Source organism: Desulfobulbus sp. (assembly GCF_030824455.1).
In the GTDB taxonomy this organism is placed as follows: Bacteria; Desulfobacterota; Desulfobulbia; order Desulfobulbales; family Desulfobulbaceae; genus Desulfobulbus.
Genome location: NZ_JAVBXR010000114.1, coordinates 1 through 18,602, shown reverse-complemented (window position 1 = coordinate 18,602; position 18,602 = coordinate 1). Strand labels below are relative to the sequence as shown.

Sequence of the window (18,602 nt, the reverse complement as noted above, 5' to 3'; positions counted from 1 at the left end):
TGCTGGCCGACCGTGGTCTGGTCGAGGACCAGGGCCAGGGTCAGGACAATGGCGGAAAGGACAACCGCGCTGCCCAAGGAAAAGAGGAGCAGTTGGCCCAGAGGGCGCAACAACTCGCGGACGTTGATGGCGGAAAGAAAGTGTTTCATAAGCGCTCCCTGCGCTAAAAAAAAACTTCCGGCCCTTGCGTGAAGGACCGGAAGCGTCATGCCTGAGGAAGCCTTATTTCGGCGGCGCGATGTTGAGGGTCTCAACCACGGAGTTGGCGCTCCATTTGGCGGGATCCGGCGAATTGACCTTGATCACGAAATATTGGGCCACGGTGGGGTCGCCGATGGCGTTGAAGCTGAAAGTGCCGGTGATGCCGGGAAAATCTTTGATGGCGCGGATGGCCTGGGCCACTTCCGCCCGGCTGGGCACGCCGTCTTTTTTGGCTTTGGCCGCATTCTCGATCGCCTTCAGGCAGATGGCCATGGAGTCAAAACCCTGGGCTGCGAACGGCTGGGGATCGGCGTTGTACTTGGCCTTGAAATCCTGGATGAACTTGGCTGTGCCTGGATAGACCGAGGCCGGTCCGGAAACCGTGGAGTAATAGGTGCCGGCGCCGTCGAGCAGGGTTTGCCCGGCAATCTTGGTGGCGTCGGAGGAGTCAAAGCCGTCGTCGCTCATGAACATGCCTTGATAACCGCGTTCCCGCGCCTGCCGGAAGAGCACTGCGGCCTGAAAGGTCATGCCGCCGAAGTAGACCAGGTCAGGGTTGCCGGCAATCACCGGTGAGAGCAGGGCGTCAAAATTGGCCTTTTCTTCCGTGCCTTCAAAGCCGAGCACTTTGAGGCCCTTCTCTTCGGCCCGTTTTTTGAAGAATTCGGCAATGCCCTGGCCATAGGCGGTTTTGTCGTGGACAACGAACACGCTCTTGACGCCGTGACTGCCGGCGAAGTCGGCGCCCACCAGGCCTTGCACGTCGTCGCGGCCGACTATGCGGTTGATTTCCGCATAACCGCGGGTGGTGACCTTGGGATTGGTGTTGGCCGGCGAGACGTTGGCCAGGCCGGAGGTGTGGTAGACCTCGGAGGAAGGAATCTGGACGCCTGAGTTGTAATGGCCGACCACGGCCAGAATGGAGGGGTCGGACACGATGCGTTTGGCGTTGGCCACGCCGGTGTCGGGATTGGCCTGATCGTCAAACGGGGCCAGTTCGACCTTGAACCCCATGTCGGCCAGGGGCTTGCCAAATTGCTCCAGCGCCATTTCGGCGCCGCGCTTGATGTCCACGCCCACAACCGATTGATCGCCGGAAAGAGGCGATTGGGTGGCGATCTTGATCGACTTGCCGTCGGCGGCAAAGGCCGACGGGGCGCAAAGGGCCAAGGTCATGCCGGCCACGGCCAGCAGCGAGCACAGCGAGAACATCTGTTTGGGCATACTTTTTCCTCCTTGGATAAAGACAATCAGCGTTGGGCGCGCGCGCCTGCGGCATGGATCTCCGGTCTCCGCGGGGAGGCCGGAGGGTTTGTCATAAATGGCATACTTGAAAAAAAGATGCTACATATTTGTTTCGAAAGGCAGCGTCGCCGGCCGGCAGGCTCTGCTTGCGCGGCAACGGCTCGGGCGGGACATCAGTCCTACATTGTCGCTGTTTCGTCAAGCGTTTTCTTGTCCGGCGGCGCTGGGTCGATCAACTCGCAGGGGGAGGATTCAGTAGAGGTCGGTTTTTTTCAACAAGCGAACGGCCAGGAAGTAGGACGCGGCAAGCACGGCCACCCAGGCAAACGATATAAACAGGCTCATGGTAGGCTCCTTTAGGTAAACGGTGAGAGGTCGTCCGAGGCGGCGCAAACCGCCTCGGACGCAAGAACAATGCGTAGTCTTGGTTCAGTAGGCCGCCCGGTCGCCGGTGTCCTCGATTTTGATTTTGGTCCGGTTCATGGCCCACCAGACGTAGGCCACGTAGGCGAGCACAAAGGGAATGCCCAGGGCCACGTAGGTCATCACCTTCAGCGTGTAAGGGCTTGACGAGGCGTTGTAGATGGTCAGGCTGGACTGCAAATCCACCTTGGAGGGATAAAAGGCGGTGTTGTTGTAGGCCGGCAGCATCAGCACCGTCAACCCGACCAGCACCGTGCCGAGACCGCCGTACCAGATGCCGCAGGTCTCGGTGGTTTTGGCGGTCTTCCAGACGCCGTAGATCAGCAGGCCCAGTCCGGCCAGCAACAGCCCGAGCATCCAGGGGTTGGCCAGCAGATTGCGGAGGTATTTGAAGCTGACGATTTCAATCGTGCCCTGGGCGTCGACAATGCCGTAACCGCGCATGAACAAGAGCGAGGCGACGATCAGCAGACAGAAGGGCAGGGAGAGGATTAGATTCTGCCAGCAGGCCTTGCGCAGCCGGGTTTCCATCTCCGGGATCTCGCCGAGTTCGAGGTTGTTGATCAGATACATGGCGCCCAGGGTGCGGGAGTTGAACACCAGAAAGAGGCCCATGGCGATGTTGAAGATGGAGGAAACCGAGGGGCTGAGCGCCGCCTCCAGGCCCCGCAGGGGACTGGTCCAGGTGACGAAGTTGCTGGCGTCGAGCTGAAAGTTGGAGCCGGTGTAGAAGGTGCCGACCGCCGCGCCGATCAGCAGGACGCCGACCACGCCGTTGATGAAGAGCAAGCCCTCATACACCAGGCTGCCGTAGATGTTCCACGGTTTTTTGCGGAACTCGTAGCTGACCGCCTGGACGATGAAGGTGAACAGGATCAGAATCCACACCCAGTAGGCGCCGCCAAAGGAGGTCGAGTAAAATTTGGGAAAGGAGGCGAACAGCGCCCCGCCGAACAGCACCAGGGTGGTGAAGGTCATCTCCCATTTGCGGCCGAGCGAGTTGATGATCAGGTCTTTTTCGGTCGGGGTCTTGGCCACCTGCCACAGCAGGCTCTGCCCGCCCTGGACAAAGGTGAGAAACAGAAACAGGGCGCCAACCACCGAACAGATCAGCCACCAGAGGTGCTGCAGGGTTTTGTAATCCAGTTGTTCTATCATTTTAATTTTCCTCCGGTCCGATGTTGATCTGCTTGACCATGATGCTGATCTCAGCGATCAACAGCAGGGTGAACAGCGCCAGGAACATGAAAAAGGTGGTCTGCACCGTGCTGGCGGTCAGGTTGGTGCGGGCGATGGTGGTGGGCAGCAGATCCTGGATCGACCAGGGCTGGCGTCCGACCTCGGCCACAATCCAGCCGGCCTGAGAGGCCATGATACCCAGGAGATAGGTGATGGTCCCCAGTCCCAGCAGCCATTTCTTCTCCGCCAGGTTGCCCTTGTAGGAAAAGTAGAGATAGCCCAGGAATATCAGCGGGAAGAGCGAACCGAGAATGACCATGACGTGGAAGGCGTTGAACGAAAGCGCCACCGGCGGAACCGCCTCTTCGGGTTTGTTGAGGTAGCCGTAGCCGAGAAATTCCTTGTACTCGTTGAAGGAGGCGAGATGCACGTCGGCCGCAGCCTTGTCGTCGGCCTTTTTCGCCTGCTTGTAGGCGTCCAGACTGGCCACGGCCTTCTTGCCCCGCTCCATCTTCTGCACCGCGCCCAGAATGTTGTGCTCGGCGTTGCCGTAGACCAGATCCTTCATGCCGGGCACAAAGGAGCCAAAGGACCGGTTGGCCATCAGGGACAGCAGGCCCGGGATGTGGACGTTAAAGCCGATGAACGGCTCCTGCTGGTCGTAGACCTTTTTATCACGATTGATCAGGCCGATGGCCACCAGGCCGGCGTTGGTCTGGCCCTCGTAGAGGCCCTCGAAGGCGGCCAGTTTCATCGGCTGCACCTGGGCGATCTCATAGGCTGATTCGTCGCCGTTGAAGATGGTGAACACCGAGGCCAGCAGTCCCAGGGTCGCGGCCACCACAATCGAGCGCTTGGCCATGACGATGTGCCGACCGCGCAGCAGATACCAGGAAGAGATCGAGATGACGAAGAAAGCGGCCATCAGCATGGAAGAGCTGGTGGCGTGGGTGAATTTGTTGATCGCGTAGGGCGAGAAGGCGACCTCGGCGAAGTTTTGCATCTCAAAACGGGCGGTGTCGGGGTTGAAGGCCTGGCCCACCGGGTGCTGCATCCAGGCGTTGGCCACCAGGATCCACACCGCCGACAGGTTGGAGCCGACCGCCACCATCCAGGTGGAGAAGAGGTGAAAGCCCTTGGAAACCCGGTTCCAGCCGAAAAACATCACCGCAAAAAAGGTGGCCTCAAGGAAGAAGGCAAAAATGCCTTCAATCGCCAGCGGCGCGCCAAAGATGTCGCCGACCATCCAGGAGTAGTTGGACCAGTTGGTGCCGAACTCGAACTCCATGATAATGCCGGTGGCCACGCCAATGGCGAAGTTGACGCCGAACAGCTTCATCCAGAATTTGGTCAGCCGCTTCCACTCCTCGTTGCCGGTTTTCACATAGATCGAGTGATAAAAGGCAATGATCCAGGTGATGCCGAGGGTGAGCGGCACAAAAATCCAGTGGTACATGGCGGTCAGGGCAAACTGCGCCCGTGCCCAGTTGACCATGCCGAGGTCCAGGTTTTCAATCATAGTCGTTCTCCTTTGACGGGGTTGGTATATCCTTGGGCGGATTGCGTCAGTTGGTCGATCACATGGTCTGCCCGTTGCGCATCGGTTGAAAAGGTCGTAGCCAGGAAATCAGGAAAGAAGAAAAATTTCAAGACTGCAAACATAATAAACAATTTTATGAAGATAATTTTCCACAGGGTGCGGCCGACGGTCATCTGGCGGAAGCCGTCGCGGTAGAACTGGTAGATTCGCAGCAACAGCGGCGGGCGATGTTCGGGCGGACCGTTCATTGCAAATCGTTTCGCGCCGAGAGCGGCGTTTCCAGCCCTTCCGTTTCCAGCAAGGCCTTGGGATAGGAGGGAAAACAGGAGGCGTCGGCGATCAGTTGGTCGAAACTGACCCGGCGCAGGCTGTCGCGCAGCTGGTCGCGGGCGTCCAGCCAGACCCGGTGCACCGAGCAGCAGGGGCTGATTTTGCACCCGGAGGGCCTGGCGACGCAGTCGTTGAGGGAGATTTCGCCGATCATGGTTTCCACCACCTCCAGCAGGGTGACGTCGGCCGGGTTTTTGCTAAGGAGAAAGCCGCCCCGCGCCCCCTGGCGGATTTCAATCAGGCCGGCCTTGGCCAGATCCTGGGCGATTTTAGCGAGGAAATGGGCGGGGATGTCGGCCTGTTCGGCAATCTCCTGACGACTGGTCAGGACGGACTGACCTTGCCTGGACAGGTAAATCACACAGCGGATGGCGTATTCGGCGGCCCGGGTTAAACGCATGCTTAGCCCCTCAAAGGGTAAATAGGATCAATAAGGTCTCATATATTTTATTTGATCCGGGCTGTCAACACCAAGCTGGAGTTTTTCGCCGCCGGCAAAGGCGCGCTGTGGGAGCGGAACGCCTGGCAATCGGCCCTGCGAGGCCGGGCGGTCGAGCGTCAGGCGGTGGGGGCGAAGCCTTGCTTTTTTTGCAGTTTTTCCCGCAGCATGCCCATTTTCACCATGTCGTAGAGGTAGGCGTCGGATCGGTCCAGATAAAAGGACAGGGCCTTGGCAAAGTTGCGGCCGACCAGACCGTCGACAAACACCTGGCTGATTTCCCGATTGCGCTTCAGCACCAATTGCGAGCGGTAGAAAATCAGCCACTCCTCAGTGGACATGGCAACGACGATCTGCTGCAGGGCCCTGCGCGCCCGGGGTTTGTACATCCAGATGTACATCAGGTCCAGGGCGTTGACAATAAACACCTTTTTCAAATCCTGGGCGTCTTCGCCAATGGCGGCAATCAAGTTCTTGGGCGATTGGAGCATGTCGAGGACGTCCTCTTCCGGGAACAACACGTCCAGGCGAGCAAAGACCGAAAACATCTGGGAAATCTTTTCCTGATAATCGACCAGCCGGATGCGGATGTTGTTCTGCCGATCCGCCAGGCCTTCGATCACTCCAGCCACGCAATCCGAGGCCAGCTTGGAAATCACCGCCGCCCATTTCTGCAAGCCTTCCTCAACCCCGGGAACCATGGCCAGGTGCAGCGCCCCGGCCAGGCAATCGTTGAACAGAATGGCCAGGGGAATGGAGAGAATCGAGCGGAAAAAATTGCCGATTACGGCGCTGCGGGGCAGGCCGCGCAGCAGGTTGTGGGTGGAGATGTAGACGCCGTTGGCGAGCGCCATCACCGAGTAGAGCGCCAGCGGGCTGGTTGAGGTGGTGACGCCCAGATGCTGCTGCATGAGCAGGGTTTTGACCAGATAATCGAGCAACGGCACGGAAAATCCGGTGTAAAAAAGCGAGTCGGCGATGCGGCTCCAGCTGACCAGCGAATTCCAGGGCAGGAGCGGCGAACGTTTGAGGCCGCCGCCGCCGAGAATCGATTGAATGATGTTGCGCACCCCGGTGATGCCAAACCAGATAAAGGCGCCGAAATAGGCCAGCACCCACCAGTCCTTGGTCAGGCTGAAGGTCAAAAAAGCCGGGATGAAACCGGCCGCGACCTTGAGGGTGTTGAGCAGATGGGTGTTGAGATAGCGCAGCGGCCGACCGATTTTTTCGTTGTTTTTTTTCAGATCTGGATGGATCTCGACGTTGGGAATGCGGCGGACCCCGCCCAGGGTGGCGATGTTGCCGTCAACGCCGGGATGAATCTCGAACCTATCCAAGGTCCAGTCGTTCCAGTGGCGCCCGTTGTCGCGCCGCAACCCTGGAATGTGGGCCAGCAGCCGTTTGCGCCAGGGCGCCGAGACCGGCTCGCAACCGCTTACGTGGTGGTGGCTGATCATCCGCGCCGTCACCGGGATGAGTTTGCGCTGACCGCTGTGATGTTCGCGCAGCACGGTGCGGGCGGCGCGCGGCGGCAGGGTGTCGATCGCCACCAAACCCATGCCGTGCTGGAGTTGCGATTGGCCGGTTGACCCGGAACCGATGCGGGAGCCGAGGTAGCGCTTGTTGTAGTGGTTGTGAAACGATTCGATGTTGACCAAGATGTCCAGCAGGGCCGCTTTGCGCTGGTTCATCGCCTCAAGTTCGGCCCGCGATTTGGCGAGGGGTTCGGCGGCTGCGGCCTTGTTGCGAAGTTCGTCGCAGCGGTGTTCCACCAGCAGGCGGGTGCGCTCGAAATCCCAGATAATCGAGCGGATCGCCCGTTTCAGGGTGATGACGTTGTCCTCGTTGAGGGCCTTTTGCAGGACGTTGATCAGCTGATAATTACGCGCCGGGCTGGTGATGTCCACCGCCTCGCCGGCAAAGCCGCTGCCCTTGGTCGAGGCCAGCGCGGTCATGCCGTGGGAGGCGTCCTTGAGGTTGAAGGATTCGATGTGGGTGATCCGGCCCTCGCAGAAGTAGAGCAATTCCAGGGTGTCCTGGATCGAGAGGTTGCTCAGGTTGAGGGTGAAGCGGGAACTGGAATGCATCGACGACAGACGGGCCAGCAGTTCAGGCGGCGACAGTTGGAGCAGCGGCGGCGTTCCCTGGTCGTGGGGCACGGTGGGGTCATGCAGCTCGGGATTGCGCAGGGGCAGCAAAAACTGGTCGATCAGTCGTTCTAGGCCAAGCAGCTGCATCTTGCGCGAGCATTCCAGCAGCAACTCCTCCCGTTTTTTGGAGTCGCCCCGGTGGTGTTCGTGGATCGCCAGAACCTGGGCGTCCAGCAGGGCATGGTAGCGGTTCTGGATGCACTTGGCCAGATGGAGCAGCGAGGGCTGGCCGGCGCCGACAAAGCGGGTGAATTCGGCCTCGGACAACGGGCCGCTCTCCAGGCCGAGTTCCTGGTCCAGGGTTTGCCGGTGTTTGCAGTTGAACGCTTCGAGCACGTCGAACACATAGCGCTGCTGGTAGAGACTGACCTGGCGCCCCTCGGCCATCATCTCGCGGACCGTATCCTCCTGGAGGAATTGCAGCAGGTTGTGAGCGTCAAAAAAACCTTCCAGTTCCCAGATAAAGCGGACGAACCGGTCGCGGAACCGGGCGGAGAATTCGATGCCGATGCGGACGTGGATGTCGAGGATGGCCCCGGCCTCAAGCAGTTCCTCCACCACCTCGCGCTCGACATGGTTGTAGTAGACCACGGTCAGTTTGCGGATGCCCTTGATCCAGGCGTCCATCAGCAAATGGGTCGGCGATTTGCGGCCCTTGGTGTTGGCGTCGTGGACATGGTCGTCAAAGGCGAACTGATTCCATTCCTCCGGCATTTCAATGAGATGGTATTTGGCCAGCTCCTCCCGCACCATCCGGGGCTTGCCGGTGTAGACGGTGCGGAAGTCATGGGCCAGCTTGAGCTGGCGCAACTCGTTGCCCTCGGAGCGCACCAACTCCTTCATGATCTGCATCAACACTCGGGCGGTGTTTTTATGATAAAAGGTGGTGGCGGAGCTGAACACCTCCTCGCGTAGGCTGCGCAGGGCGGCGATCCGGTCGTGGGCCTTGCCCGCCTCCAGCGAGCCGAGCAGGCTGACGATGGCGTAGGCGATGCGCAGGCCGCTGGGGGCGGCCATCTCCTTGATGCCGTGGGGGTGCATGTGTGGCGCCATCAGCGAGCTCAGCGATTGCGGGCGGGCGCCGCGTTTGAGGACGTCGTTGACGATGCTGAGCAATTTGTAGTCGTTGCGGTCAAAAAACAGCCGCGCAGGGCGTTGACTCATGGGCGACGCTCCGTGAAGGGAATGGGGGGCTCCGGGAGGCGCGACCGCCTTGGCGGCCGGTCGGTTCGGTTGGCCTCGCCTCAAAGCGGCCATTATAGGCAAAATTGCAAAAAGAGAAAGAGGCTTGCGCGTCCGGCGGCAAAAGACCTGCCCGGAGGCGAGCCCAACGACCCGCCGCAGGCGTTCAGGATTGGGCGCGTTCGGTGAGGAGATACTGCAGGATGTCTTCGCCGGAGACAGGTCGGGAGAAGTAATACCCCTGGGCCTCGTCGCAGCCCATGGCGGCTAGGCCAAGCAGTTGTTCTTCGGTTTCAACGCCCTCGGCCACGACGTTGAGGTGCATCTGCCGGCTGATGGCGATGATGGTGGCGACGATGCCGCCGTTGACGTCCAGGTCGTCGACAAATTGTTTGTCGATTTTCAAGGTGTTGACCGGCATTTTGTTGAGATAGCCCAACGACGAATAGCCGGTGCCGAAATCGTCGATGGAGAAGAGAATGCCGAGCGCGCGCAAGCGGTGCATGATCGTCAGGGTGTGCTCGACGTCCTTCATCGCGGTTGTTTCGGTGATCTCGAATTCGAGAAAATGGGTTTCAACCTGGTAGCGGCCGAGCAGGTCTTCGACAATGTCCACAAAATCGGCGTTGTGGAACTGGCGCGGCGAGATGTTGACGCTGATCGGGACAGCCACCTGCTGTTTTTTCATGGTGGCCTGAAAGGCGCAGGTCTCTTCCATCACGAACAGGCAGATGTCGTCGATCAGGCTCGATTCTTCGGCAATGGGAATAAAAAAGCCGGGGCTGATCAGCCTGCCGCCCTTGTTCCAGCGGATCAGCGCTTCCAGGGAGGCGGTTTTGCGGGTGCCGATGTTGACCTTGGGCTGGTAATAGACCACGAATTCCCGGTGCAGCAAGCCAAAGCGGATGCCGTTTTCGGTGCGGAATTTTTCGTAGAGTTCCTCGTGCATGCCCTTGGTGAACAGCACGTATTTGTTTTTCCCCTCGTCTTTGGCCCGGTGCATGGCCATGTCGGCGCTTCTGATCAGCTCCATGGCGGAGTTGCCGTCGCCCGGATACAGGGAGATGCCGATGCTGGCGTTGACGTAGATTTTTTTGAATTCGAGCAGGAACGGCTTTTTCAGCATCGCCTGGATGCGGTTGGCCATCAGGTAGATAATGGATTCGTTGTCGATGTTCTCCATGAGCAGCACGAATTCGTCGCTGCCAATGCGGCAGAGGGTGTCGCTGCCGCCGAGGAGCGCCGCCAGTCGCTGGCTGAACTGACGCAGCAAATCGTCGCCCTGATGATGGCCGAACACGTCGTTGACGTTTTTGAAGTTGTCGAGATCGATGAAGAAAATGGCCGACAAACGGTTGTTGTCCTTGGCGTCGTGGATGGTTTTGGTCAGCTTGTGTTCAAGGTGAGCCCGGTTCGGCAGGCGGGTGAGGGCGTCGTGATAGGCCATGAAGGCGATCTGTTTTTCCCGTTTCTTCAACTCGCCGATTTCGTAAAACATGGCGAAATAATAGAGAGGCTCCTTGCGCTCGTTGCGGATGCTGTTGATGGTCAGCCATTCCGGGTAGATGGAGCCGTCTTTCTTTTTATTCCAGATTTCGCCCTCCCAGCTGCCCTTGCCGGTCAGGCTTTGCCACATCTGGCGGAAAAAATCGGCGTCGTGCCGGTCGGATTTGAGGAGGCGCGGGTTTTTGCCAATGGCCTCGTGCGCTTCAAAGCCGGTGATGGTGGTAAAGGCGTCGTTGACCGCGAGGATCTTGCCGCCGGCGTCGGTCAGGATGATGCCCTCGGTGGCGTTGTCAAAGATCTGTTTGTAGATTTGGAGGAAGTTCTCAGCGCTCTTGCGGCTGTTGATCTCGAGTTTGAGTTTGTTGTTGGCCTGGTGGATTTGTGCCAGGTAGTGTTGAAATCGGCTGATGAGAAAGGCCGTCTCGCATTGATCGTCGCATCCGCCGTCCCCGCCCCCGGTTTGATCCGGCAATTCGAGCTGTTTGGCAAATTGCCGCAGCGGCGCTGCCAGCAGCCGGCTGATGAAAAACGCCGCCCCAATGGAGAGCAGCGCCCCGGCCAAGCTCACCAGGACCACCACCGTTCGGGTGGAGAGGAAGCCGGCGTACACCTCGGATTTGTATGCCGCCACCCCGACGATCAATCCGAACTGGGGTATCCGTTTATAGTAGAGGATTTTTTCCCGCGCCTCTTTGTCCCCTGGGTTTTTCCACAGGTATTGGATCACCCGCCGCGTGCCGGCGGCCTGAATGAGGGCGTTCAGCTGTGCCGTATAGGCGGGTTTGTCGACGTCGCTGATATGCGGGTGGGCCAGCAGTACGCCCTTTTCGGTGAGGATGACGGCGTAACCGGAGGCGCCGTAGCGAAAGGCGGCGATGCGCGCTTTGATAGCCTCGAAATCAACGATGCTCTGGAATTCCTCCCGATAGCAGCAGGCGGAGACAATCCAGTCCCAGGGCTTGAAATAGACCATGTACAGCGCCTTGGGGTGCGGTGCGGCCTCGCCCGGATTTTTCCACAAGTATTCGAGGTAGCCGGTCTTGCGTTGCATCTGCTCGCGGATGAACGGCCAGGACTGGCTGTAGGCGGCCAACTGGAGGAGCGGTTTGCCTTCCAGTTCGCTGATCGGATGAATCTGCGGCACGCCCTGCGAGTTGAGGGCGTAGATGTAGCCGGAACGGCCGATCTGCTGGGGCCGGAAGATGGCGGCGACCGCCTGTTGGGCCTCCTGTTCGCTCAGTTCGCCAGCCAGTTGTTTTTTGTGGTAGCTTTCGACAATCTGCAGGTTTTTCTCAGCCACTGCCCGGAGGTAGTCGTAGATCGAGGCGTTGACCGACAGTTCGATCATGTCGACGATGGACGATCCCGCGGCCTCCATGCCTTCTTCGATGGTGGCGTTCAATCGGGTGAAGGCGTAGTGGAGGATGAGCGAGAAAACGACAAGCAGAGGCGCGATCAGCAGCAGGAGGTTGCCGATAAAAATTTTTTTGCCGATGGACCAGTGATGCAAACGCTGCAACACGGTTGCGAGGCGTGGACTTGTCATGTGAGGTTGTCTCGGGCGCACAAAATTCGACGTTGTCCGGAGTGCGCGCACGCCGGCAAAGGAAATTTTCACCTGTCGGGTAGTGTATCGCACTCTGGGAGAGACGCAAAAGGGAATTTTCAAGGCAAACCGCCAGGGGCGCCGCGCAATCTCCCGCGAACCTCTGCAACTTCCCGAAGGTTGGGCGTTCTGGTCGGAGAGGCGTGTCGGTCAGGCGGTCAAAAAGGGTTTGACAGGCATGGTATAGTTCTGTAATCTCAATATTTTTTGTAATTTTTGGCTGTTGTTTTGCGGGCGCGAAGAGTCGCCGGGGAAAACGCTTGTCCCGATGCTGGGCGAGAAGCTTTATTCTATCCATTATTTCAGGGCCAAAGGAGTATCGGAGCCATGACAACCCTTCCCCGCGGATTGCTTGCCGCCTTTATCGCCCTGTTGCTTCTGGTGCTGACCGGCGGCGCCTGGTTTTTCCGCAGCCAGGAACGGCAGCATCGCCAGCATCTGGACAGCCAGTTGCAGAGCATTGCCCAGCTGAAAAGCAATCAGATCGTCGGCTGGCGAAAGGAATTGCTCACCGACGCCGAGGCGATTGCGGGCAATCCGTTTGTCGCCGGGACCCTGACCCGCTGGTTCGCCGCTCCCGATCCGGCGGCAACCGCGCAGATCCTCGCCTGGTGGAGCGGATTGCAGCAACACTACGGGTATAGCGATCTCCAGTTGCTCGACACTACAGGCGTGGTGCGGCTCAGCCTTTCCGGAAACAAAGAAGCCCTGGCCCCAGAGACGCGCGCCGCCTTTGCGCAGGCGATGCGCGCAGGTCGCCCGGCCTTGTCCGATCTGCATCAATCCCACCCAAACGAGCCGCCGCACATGAGCGCCTTTGCCCCGATTTTTGCTGCCGGCGACCACCCCGGGAGCGCGGTTGGCTGCCTCGTGCTGCGGAGCAACGCCGCCGGTTTTCTCTATCCGATGATCCAGAGCTGGCCGGTGGAGAGCCGAACCGCTGAAACCCTGCTGGTTCGCCGGGACGGCAACGACGTGCTGTTTCTCAATGAATTGCGTCATCGTCGGGATACGGCCCTGCGCCTGCGCATCCCGGCGGTCAATGCCGAATTGCCGGCGGCCATGGCAGTGGCGGGGAAACATGGCCTGGCCGACGGGCGCGATTATCGCGGCGAGGAGGTGATCGCCCTGACCACAGCCATTCCCGATTCCTCCTGGTTCATGGTCACTAAAATCGACGCCGCCGAGGCCCTGGCCGACTGGCGGCTGCAGGCCTGGTACATCATCGGCCTGACCTTGGCGGTTGGCCTTTGTTTAACCGCCGGCCTGGGCGTGATCTGGCAGCGGTACGGCAAAAAACACTATCAGGCCGCGTTCCAGGCGGAGGCCGAACGTCGCGAATCCGAGGCCCGATACCGCACCACCTTGATGAGCGTTGGCGACGGCGTGATCGCCTGCGACCGCGACGGCCGGGTCAAATTGCTTAATCCGGTGGCCGAGGTGCTTACCGGCTGGTCCCAGGCCGAGGCCTGCGGCCGTCCGGTGGAAGAGGTCTTTGTCATTGTCAATGAAGACAGCCGTTTGCCGGTGGAAAACCCGGTCAACCGGGTGCTGCGCGAGGGCATTGTGGTTGGGCTGGCCAACCACACCAGCCTGATCACCCCCGGCGGCGTTGAATTTCCGATTGCCGACAGCGGCGCGCCGATCTTTGACGACCAGCAGCAGATCACCGGCGCGGTGCTGGTGTTCCGCGACCAAACCGAAGAGCGTCGGGCGGAGGCGGCGCTCAGACGCCTCACCCATCTGCTGCAACGCGCTGAGGAGATGGCCGGCATGGGCTGTTGGGAGTTTGATTTCAAGACCCGCACGGTGTGGGCCTCGCCCTCGGCGCGCCGCATCTACGGTCTCAGCGAAGAAACCTGGACCATCGAGGAGGTGCAGACCCTGCCCCTGGCCGAATATCGTCCGGCGCTGAATCGGGCCTTGAAGGCGCTGGTGCGCGACCACGAACCCTATGACATGGAATTTCGCATCCGCCGGCCCACCGACGGCGCCCTGGTGGAGATCCGCTCCCAGGCGGAATACAATCCGGGTGAAAACAAGATTTTCGGCGTGATTCACGACATCACCGAGCAGAGACGGATAGAGGCGGCCATCCGCGAGAGCGAATCCCGCTACCGGAGTCTGTTTCAGAGCAATCATGCCGTGATGCTGCTGGTGGATCCCGAAAGCGGCATGGTGGTCGACGCCAACCCAGCGGCTGTCCGCTACTACGGCTGGAGCCGTGAAGCCTTGCTGGGCAAGCGCATCAGCGAGATCAACACCTTGTCGCCCGAGGAAATCGCGGCGGCTTTGGCCAGCGTGCAGAGCGGCCTGAAAAACAGCTTTGAATTCAAGCATCGGCGGGCCGACGGCTCGGTTCGGGATGTGGAAGTCTATTCCGGTCCCCTGCAGGTGGCAGGGGAAAACCGGATCTATTCCATTGTCCACGACGTCACCGACCGCAAGCAGGCCGAAGAGAAGCGGGAACGGCTGCAGGAGCAGTTGCTGCAGGCGCAGAAACTGGAGTCGGTTGGTCGTCTGGCCGGCGGCGTGGCGCATGATCTCAACAATCTGCTCAGCCCTATCCTTGGCTACAGCGATGTGCTGCTGATGGACCTGCCGGAAACCGACGACCGGCGCAAGTATGTGCAGTACATCATCCAGGCCGGCGTCCGGGCCAGGGATCTGGTGCGCCAGCTCCTGGCCTATGGCCGCAAACAGACCCTGGTGGTCGAGACCGTGGATTTGAACGAGGTGGCCGCTGGTTTTGCCCACCTGCTGCGGCGCACCGTGCGCGAGGACATTGGCATCGAGATGGTCGCCGCCCCGGCGTTGCCGACGGTTCGGGTCGACACCGGCCAGATCGAGCAGGTGATTATGAATCTGGTGGTCAACGCCCAGGACGCCATGCCCGAGGGCGGGCGGATTGTGATCGAAACTGCGGCGGTCGTTCTGGACCAGGAGTATGCGGACAGTCATGCCGACGTCCTGCCCGGTCCCTATGTCCAGTTGACGGTCTCCGACACCGGGTGCGGCATGAGCGAGGAGGTGCGCGAGCAGATCTTTGCTCCCTTCTTCACCACCAAGGAAAAGGGCAAGGGCACGGGATTGGGGCTGGCCACGGCCTACGGCATCGTCAAACAGCACGGCGGCCACATCTGGGTGTACAGCGAGCCGGATCAGGGCACGACCTTCAAAATCTACCTGCCGGCGGCGGCATCGCCGCTTGCGCCGCAACCGGTTGAGGTTGCGGAGGATGAGGAGCACACCCCGACCGGCGGAGCGGTGATGGTGGTGGAGGACAACGACATGGTCCGGCAGCTGACCGTGGACGTCCTCAACCGTCGCGGGTATACGGTGCTGGAGGCGGCGAGCGGCGCGCAGTGTTTGGAGCTGATCAAGGCTCACGTCGGCCCGTTGGGCCTGTTGCTCACCGACGTGGTGATGCCGGAGATGAACGGCAAGGCGCTGTACAAACAGGCGCTGCAGCTGCGGCCGGGGCTCAAGGTGCTGTATATGTCCGGCTACACCGAAAACGTGATCGCTTCCCGGGGCGTGCTCGATCAGGGCGTCAATTTCATCCAGAAACCCTTTGCCCCCAAGAGCCTGGCAGCCAAGGTGCGGGAAGTGCTGGCGTCCTGACCGGGTTGGTCCTTATGGTTCCAGGCCGGAGACGATCAGCAGGCGCAGATCCCGGGTGGGGGTGAAGTCCTGTTTTTCGACCACAAAGGTGGTAGCGCCGGTTTTGCGAATCCCTTCAACGCACAGCGACAGCACGTTGTCCGGCTTGCCCTTGTCAATGGTCAGGCGGAAGGCGCCGATGGGCCCATGCCAGGTGTTGGCCGTGGTCAGTACATAATCCAGCAGGATGGCCGTGCCGGTTCCGGCCAAGTCGCCGGCGTTTGGTCGGTGCAGCCGCTTGGCCAGCGCCTTGCGGGTTCCGGCGTCGATGCAGTAAGTGTCGACCAGTTGCTGCTGGTACGGGTCAAGCGGATTGCTCCCCGCCGGCCAGACAAAGATGCCGCCGGGAGGGGCCGGATTGTAGCTGTGTTCGATTTTGACGTCTCGGCCTGGGGCAAAGGTTTGCGGCCAATGGTAGCGGACAATGATTGACCAGGCGGGAAGGGGCGGTTCGCCCTCGTAAAAATCGGCCAGCCCTTTGGCTTTCAATTGGTCCTTTGCCGTTTGCGGCAGGCTGGCCAGGGCGGCCCGCACTTGATCGACGTTCAGCGACAGAGGGACGCCAAGCTCCCGGAGCAGTCCGGTGACGTCCTGGCCGGGCGCGTCGTAAACGGCTGATGCCTTGCGGGGTTGGTCATACGGCGGTTCCAGCACCGCAATGCTCTCGCTGCGGACTTCGATCTGTTTGCCGTCGACCCTGGCAATGAAATCAACCAGATTGTCGCGGCGCAGGCTTTCCTCGGGCAGGGCGAATCCGGATTCGACCAGCCCGGCCAGGGAGATCGGCGGCAGAGGGAAGATGATCTCGCCCCGGGTTTCGGTCGCTCCCTGATTGCGGAACAGGTAGGTCACCCGCACCTGACTGGGGCTGAGGAACAGATCCTCTGACACCATGCGGACGCTGGCGTTTTGTTGAAATTGCAGGCCGGTGGCGCTCAAACCACCAAATCCGTCGTTGGCTGCGCATGCAAGCGGCGTCAGCAGCAGCCCAAGCGCCAGCAGTATGGATTTTTTCATCACCGCGTCCTCCTCTCGGCAGTTTCCGGGACAACCCGCATCCGGGCGTCCAGGGCCAAAACCTCCCCACTCTCCAGCACCCGCACCGGATTGACGTCCAGCTCGACGACCTCCGGAAAATCACTCAGCAACCGGGCCAGGTTGGCAACGGTTTGGATAAAGGGTTCGGGATCAACCGCAGGCCGCCCGCGCAATCCCGCCAAAACACGCCAAACCTTGAGTCGCTCCAGCCGAGTGCGGATTTCGCCGCGCGATGAGGGGCACAGCACCCGTTCCACATCCTGGAACAGCTCCAGCAACACGCCGCCGCCGCCAAAAAAAACCACCGGTCCAAAGGCAGGGTCCTGAAGGCCGCCGATGAACAGGTCGTGGCCGTCCAGGGCCATGGCCGCAACGCGCACGCCGTCCAACTTGGCGCCTGCTTGGTGACGCGCCAGATTGTCCCGTATCCGATCAAACCCCTGCACCGCCTCCTCCTGCGAGCAGACGCCGAGCAGCACTCCGCCGGCCTCGGTCTTGTGCACCGCATCCGGGGAAACCACCTTGAGCGCCACCGGAAAACCGATGCGCGCCGCCATTTCCCCGGCTTCCTCGGGGGTGCGCGCCAGGGCGGTGGGTGGGCTGGCCAGGCCGTAGGTCCCGAGCAGTTCCAGGGTTTCCTCGCCAATCACACCGTTCCCGCCGCAGTGTTCGCGCAGCCAGGCCTGCGCCGCTTCAGGTCGGAGATGGCTGGCCGCCTGGTCCGGTTGAAAGGGGCCCGCCGCTTTGCGGCCATGGAAGGTCATCTGCCGGCGCAACGCGAGGACAGCTTCTTCCGGGCCGTTGAAAATCGGCAGCGGCCACTGCTGTTTCATGGCGGCCAGGGTCGGCCCGTCGCCGTACAGCACCAGGGCCAGGGGTTTGTCGGCGGAGCGAATCGCCCCGGTGAGGGCCAGGGAGAGGTCGGTGTTGAACATGGCGGTGAACACGTCGCCGCCGCCTGCGGGCATCCGCGGCCACTGGCTGGCGTAGATCGCGCCGTCGACCTGGTCGTTTGCCAGCACATGGCTGAAGATCTGGGGATATTTGTCGATCTGGTAGAGGTCGCCCATGTCCAGCGGGTTGTTGAGCCGGATGATCCCGGCGTTGGCCACTCCGGCCAATTCCTGGTAAAAGGCCGGGCCCGGATCGGCAAAGGCGAATCCCTGGCGCTCGCAGAGATCGGCCATGGCCACGCCCAGGCCGCCGGCCGGACTCATGGCCATGATCCGCTTGCCGCGCATCGGCGGCAGGGCAAAGGCCTTGGCGGTGGCGACGAAGTCGCGGAAATCGTCGATGCGGATAATCCCGGCCCGGTCAAAGGCGGCGTCGATCACCCCCTCGTCGTTGCCAAGCGAAGCGGTGTGGCTCATTGCCGCCCGTTTGCCGGCGGTGGTGGTGTTGGCCTTGTAGACGATCACCGGTTTGTCGATCCGCTGGGCCAGTTCAACCAGCCGTTTGCCGTTGCCGATGTTTTCGAGGTAGAGGCTGATCACCTGGGTGGCCGGGTCTGTGCCCAGGTATTCGAGGAAATCGCATTCGTCAAAGTCGAGCTTGTTGCCGATGCTGGCGAATTTGGCCAAGCCCACCTGCTCGCTCTCCAGCAGATTCCAGAGAAACAGCCCCAGGCCGCCGCTCTGGGTAATGAGCGAAAAGCCGCCGCGTTTGATTGGAAAGGAGGGGACAAAGGGCAGGCACAGGCCGCTTGCGGTGTCGGCCAGGGTCAGGCCGTTGGGGCCGACGAAGCGGATGTTGTGGCGTTTGGCCGCCGTCAGCAACTGGGCCGCCAGGGCCTGGCCGTCCTCGCTGGATTCGTTGAAGCCGCCGGCCTGCACCGCCAGCCGTTTGACGCCCGCCCGGCCGCAGTCTTCCACCGCCTGGGGCACGTAGCGGGCCGGAATCAGCAGCACCGCCAGTTCGGGGATGATCGGCAGATCGCCGGCGCTGCGATAGATCCGGACGCCGCCGACGTCGGTTTCCTCGGCGGCCGGATTGACGCCAAACAGGCGGCCGCGAAAACCCCAGCGCAAACAGTTGTCGACAATGATGCGCGGGGTGTTGTGGGGCTTGGAGGAGAGACCGTAGACGGCAAGGGAGGCAGGG

The 18,602-nt window shown here is 60.8% G+C and carries 10 protein-coding genes; 1 reads left to right on the top strand and 9 read right to left on the bottom strand.

Features of this window, described 5'->3' with window-relative positions:
* Nucleotides 1-222 precede the first annotated feature (222 nt).
* The 7 genes from RCH93_RS14905 to RCH93_RS14875 all read right to left on the bottom strand — a co-directional run bounded on the left by RCH93_RS14905 (nucleotide 223) and on the right by RCH93_RS14875 (nucleotide 11,741).
* Nucleotides 223-1,425, bottom strand: coding sequence for a branched-chain amino acid ABC transporter substrate-binding protein (locus tag RCH93_RS14905; protein ID WP_306549212.1), 1,203 nt, complete (start codon nucleotides 1,423-1,425; stop codon nucleotides 223-225).
* A gap of 450 nt (nucleotides 1,426-1,875) precedes the next feature.
* Nucleotides 1,876-3,027 (bottom strand): cytochrome d ubiquinol oxidase subunit II, encoded by a 1,152-nt coding sequence (locus tag RCH93_RS14900; protein ID WP_306549211.1) that lies wholly within the window; start codon nucleotides 3,025-3,027, stop codon nucleotides 1,876-1,878.
* A gap of 1 nt (nucleotide 3,028) precedes the next feature.
* Nucleotides 3,029-4,567 carry a cytochrome ubiquinol oxidase subunit I gene (locus RCH93_RS14895; RefSeq protein ID WP_306549210.1) on the bottom strand — a complete coding sequence of 513 codons (1,539 nt, stop codon included), beginning with the start codon at nucleotides 4,565-4,567 and terminating at the stop codon, nucleotides 3,029-3,031.
* Nucleotides 4,564-4,836 carry a DUF4492 domain-containing protein gene (locus tag RCH93_RS14890; RefSeq protein WP_306549209.1) on the bottom strand — a complete coding sequence of 91 codons (273 nt, stop codon included), beginning with the start codon at nucleotides 4,834-4,836 and terminating at the stop codon, nucleotides 4,564-4,566. The genes RCH93_RS14895 and RCH93_RS14890 overlap by 4 nt, the downstream gene beginning before the upstream one ends.
* Nucleotides 4,833-5,318: an Rrf2 family transcriptional regulator gene (locus RCH93_RS14885; RefSeq protein WP_306549208.1), complete on the bottom strand. Its 486-nt coding sequence runs from the start codon at nucleotides 5,316-5,318 to the stop codon at nucleotides 4,833-4,835. Before RCH93_RS14885 ends, RCH93_RS14890 begins: the two co-directional genes overlap by 4 nt.
* Before the next feature lie 158 nt (nucleotides 5,319-5,476).
* On the bottom strand, nucleotides 5,477-8,671 hold the full coding sequence (locus RCH93_RS14880; RefSeq protein WP_306549207.1) for a hypothetical protein: 3,195 nt from the start codon (nucleotides 8,669-8,671) through the stop codon (nucleotides 5,477-5,479).
* A gap of 184 nt (nucleotides 8,672-8,855) precedes the next feature.
* The gene (locus tag RCH93_RS14875) at nucleotides 8,856-11,741 is read right to left on the bottom strand and encodes an EAL domain-containing protein (protein WP_306549206.1); all 2,886 of its coding nucleotides are present in this window, start codon (nucleotides 11,739-11,741) and stop codon (nucleotides 8,856-8,858) included.
* A 387-nt stretch (nucleotides 11,742-12,128) separates the two neighbouring features.
* Between RCH93_RS14875 and RCH93_RS14870 the strand changes: the two genes are divergently transcribed.
* Nucleotides 12,129-15,425 carry a PAS domain S-box protein gene (locus RCH93_RS14870; RefSeq protein WP_306549205.1) on the top strand — a complete coding sequence of 1,099 codons (3,297 nt, stop codon included), beginning with the start codon at nucleotides 12,129-12,131 and terminating at the stop codon, nucleotides 15,423-15,425.
* A gap of 12 nt (nucleotides 15,426-15,437) precedes the next feature.
* Here RCH93_RS14870 and RCH93_RS14865 read toward each other — a convergent pair whose 3' ends face one another.
* On the bottom strand, nucleotides 15,438-16,481 hold the full coding sequence (locus RCH93_RS14865) for a DUF4424 family protein (protein WP_306549204.1): 1,044 nt from the start codon (nucleotides 16,479-16,481) through the stop codon (nucleotides 15,438-15,440).
* Nucleotides 16,481-18,602: acetate--CoA ligase family protein (locus RCH93_RS14860; RefSeq protein WP_306549203.1), on the bottom strand; the 2,122-nt coding region annotated here is incomplete at its 5' end. The genes RCH93_RS14865 and RCH93_RS14860, both read right to left, overlap by 1 nt.

Excerpts from the sequence above, each read along its gene's own strand:
- RCH93_RS14865 (WP_306549204.1), bottom strand. The coding sequence starts at position 16,481 with ATGAAAAAATCCATACTGCTGGCGCTTGGGCTGCTGCTGACGCCGCTT.
- RCH93_RS14870 (WP_306549205.1), top strand. The coding sequence starts at position 12,129 with ATGACAACCCTTCCCCGCGGATTGCTTGCCGCCTTTATCGCCCTGTTG.
- RCH93_RS14880 (WP_306549207.1), bottom strand. The coding sequence starts at position 8,671 with ATGAGTCAACGCCCTGCGCGGCTGTTTTTTGACCGCAACGACTACAAA.
- RCH93_RS14885 (WP_306549208.1), bottom strand. The coding sequence starts at position 5,318 with ATGCGTTTAACCCGGGCCGCCGAATACGCCATCCGCTGTGTGATTTAC.
- RCH93_RS14900 (WP_306549211.1), bottom strand. The coding sequence starts at position 3,027 with ATGATAGAACAACTGGATTACAAAACCCTGCAGCACCTCTGGTGGCTG.
- RCH93_RS14895 (WP_306549210.1), bottom strand. The coding sequence starts at position 4,567 with ATGATTGAAAACCTGGACCTCGGCATGGTCAACTGGGCACGGGCGCAG.
- RCH93_RS14875 (WP_306549206.1), bottom strand. The coding sequence starts at position 11,741 with ATGACAAGTCCACGCCTCGCAACCGTGTTGCAGCGTTTGCATCACTGG.
- RCH93_RS14890 (WP_306549209.1), bottom strand. The coding sequence starts at position 4,836 with ATGAACGGTCCGCCCGAACATCGCCCGCCGCTGTTGCTGCGAATCTAC.
- RCH93_RS14905 (WP_306549212.1), bottom strand. The coding sequence starts at position 1,425 with ATGCCCAAACAGATGTTCTCGCTGTGCTCGCTGCTGGCCGTGGCCGGC.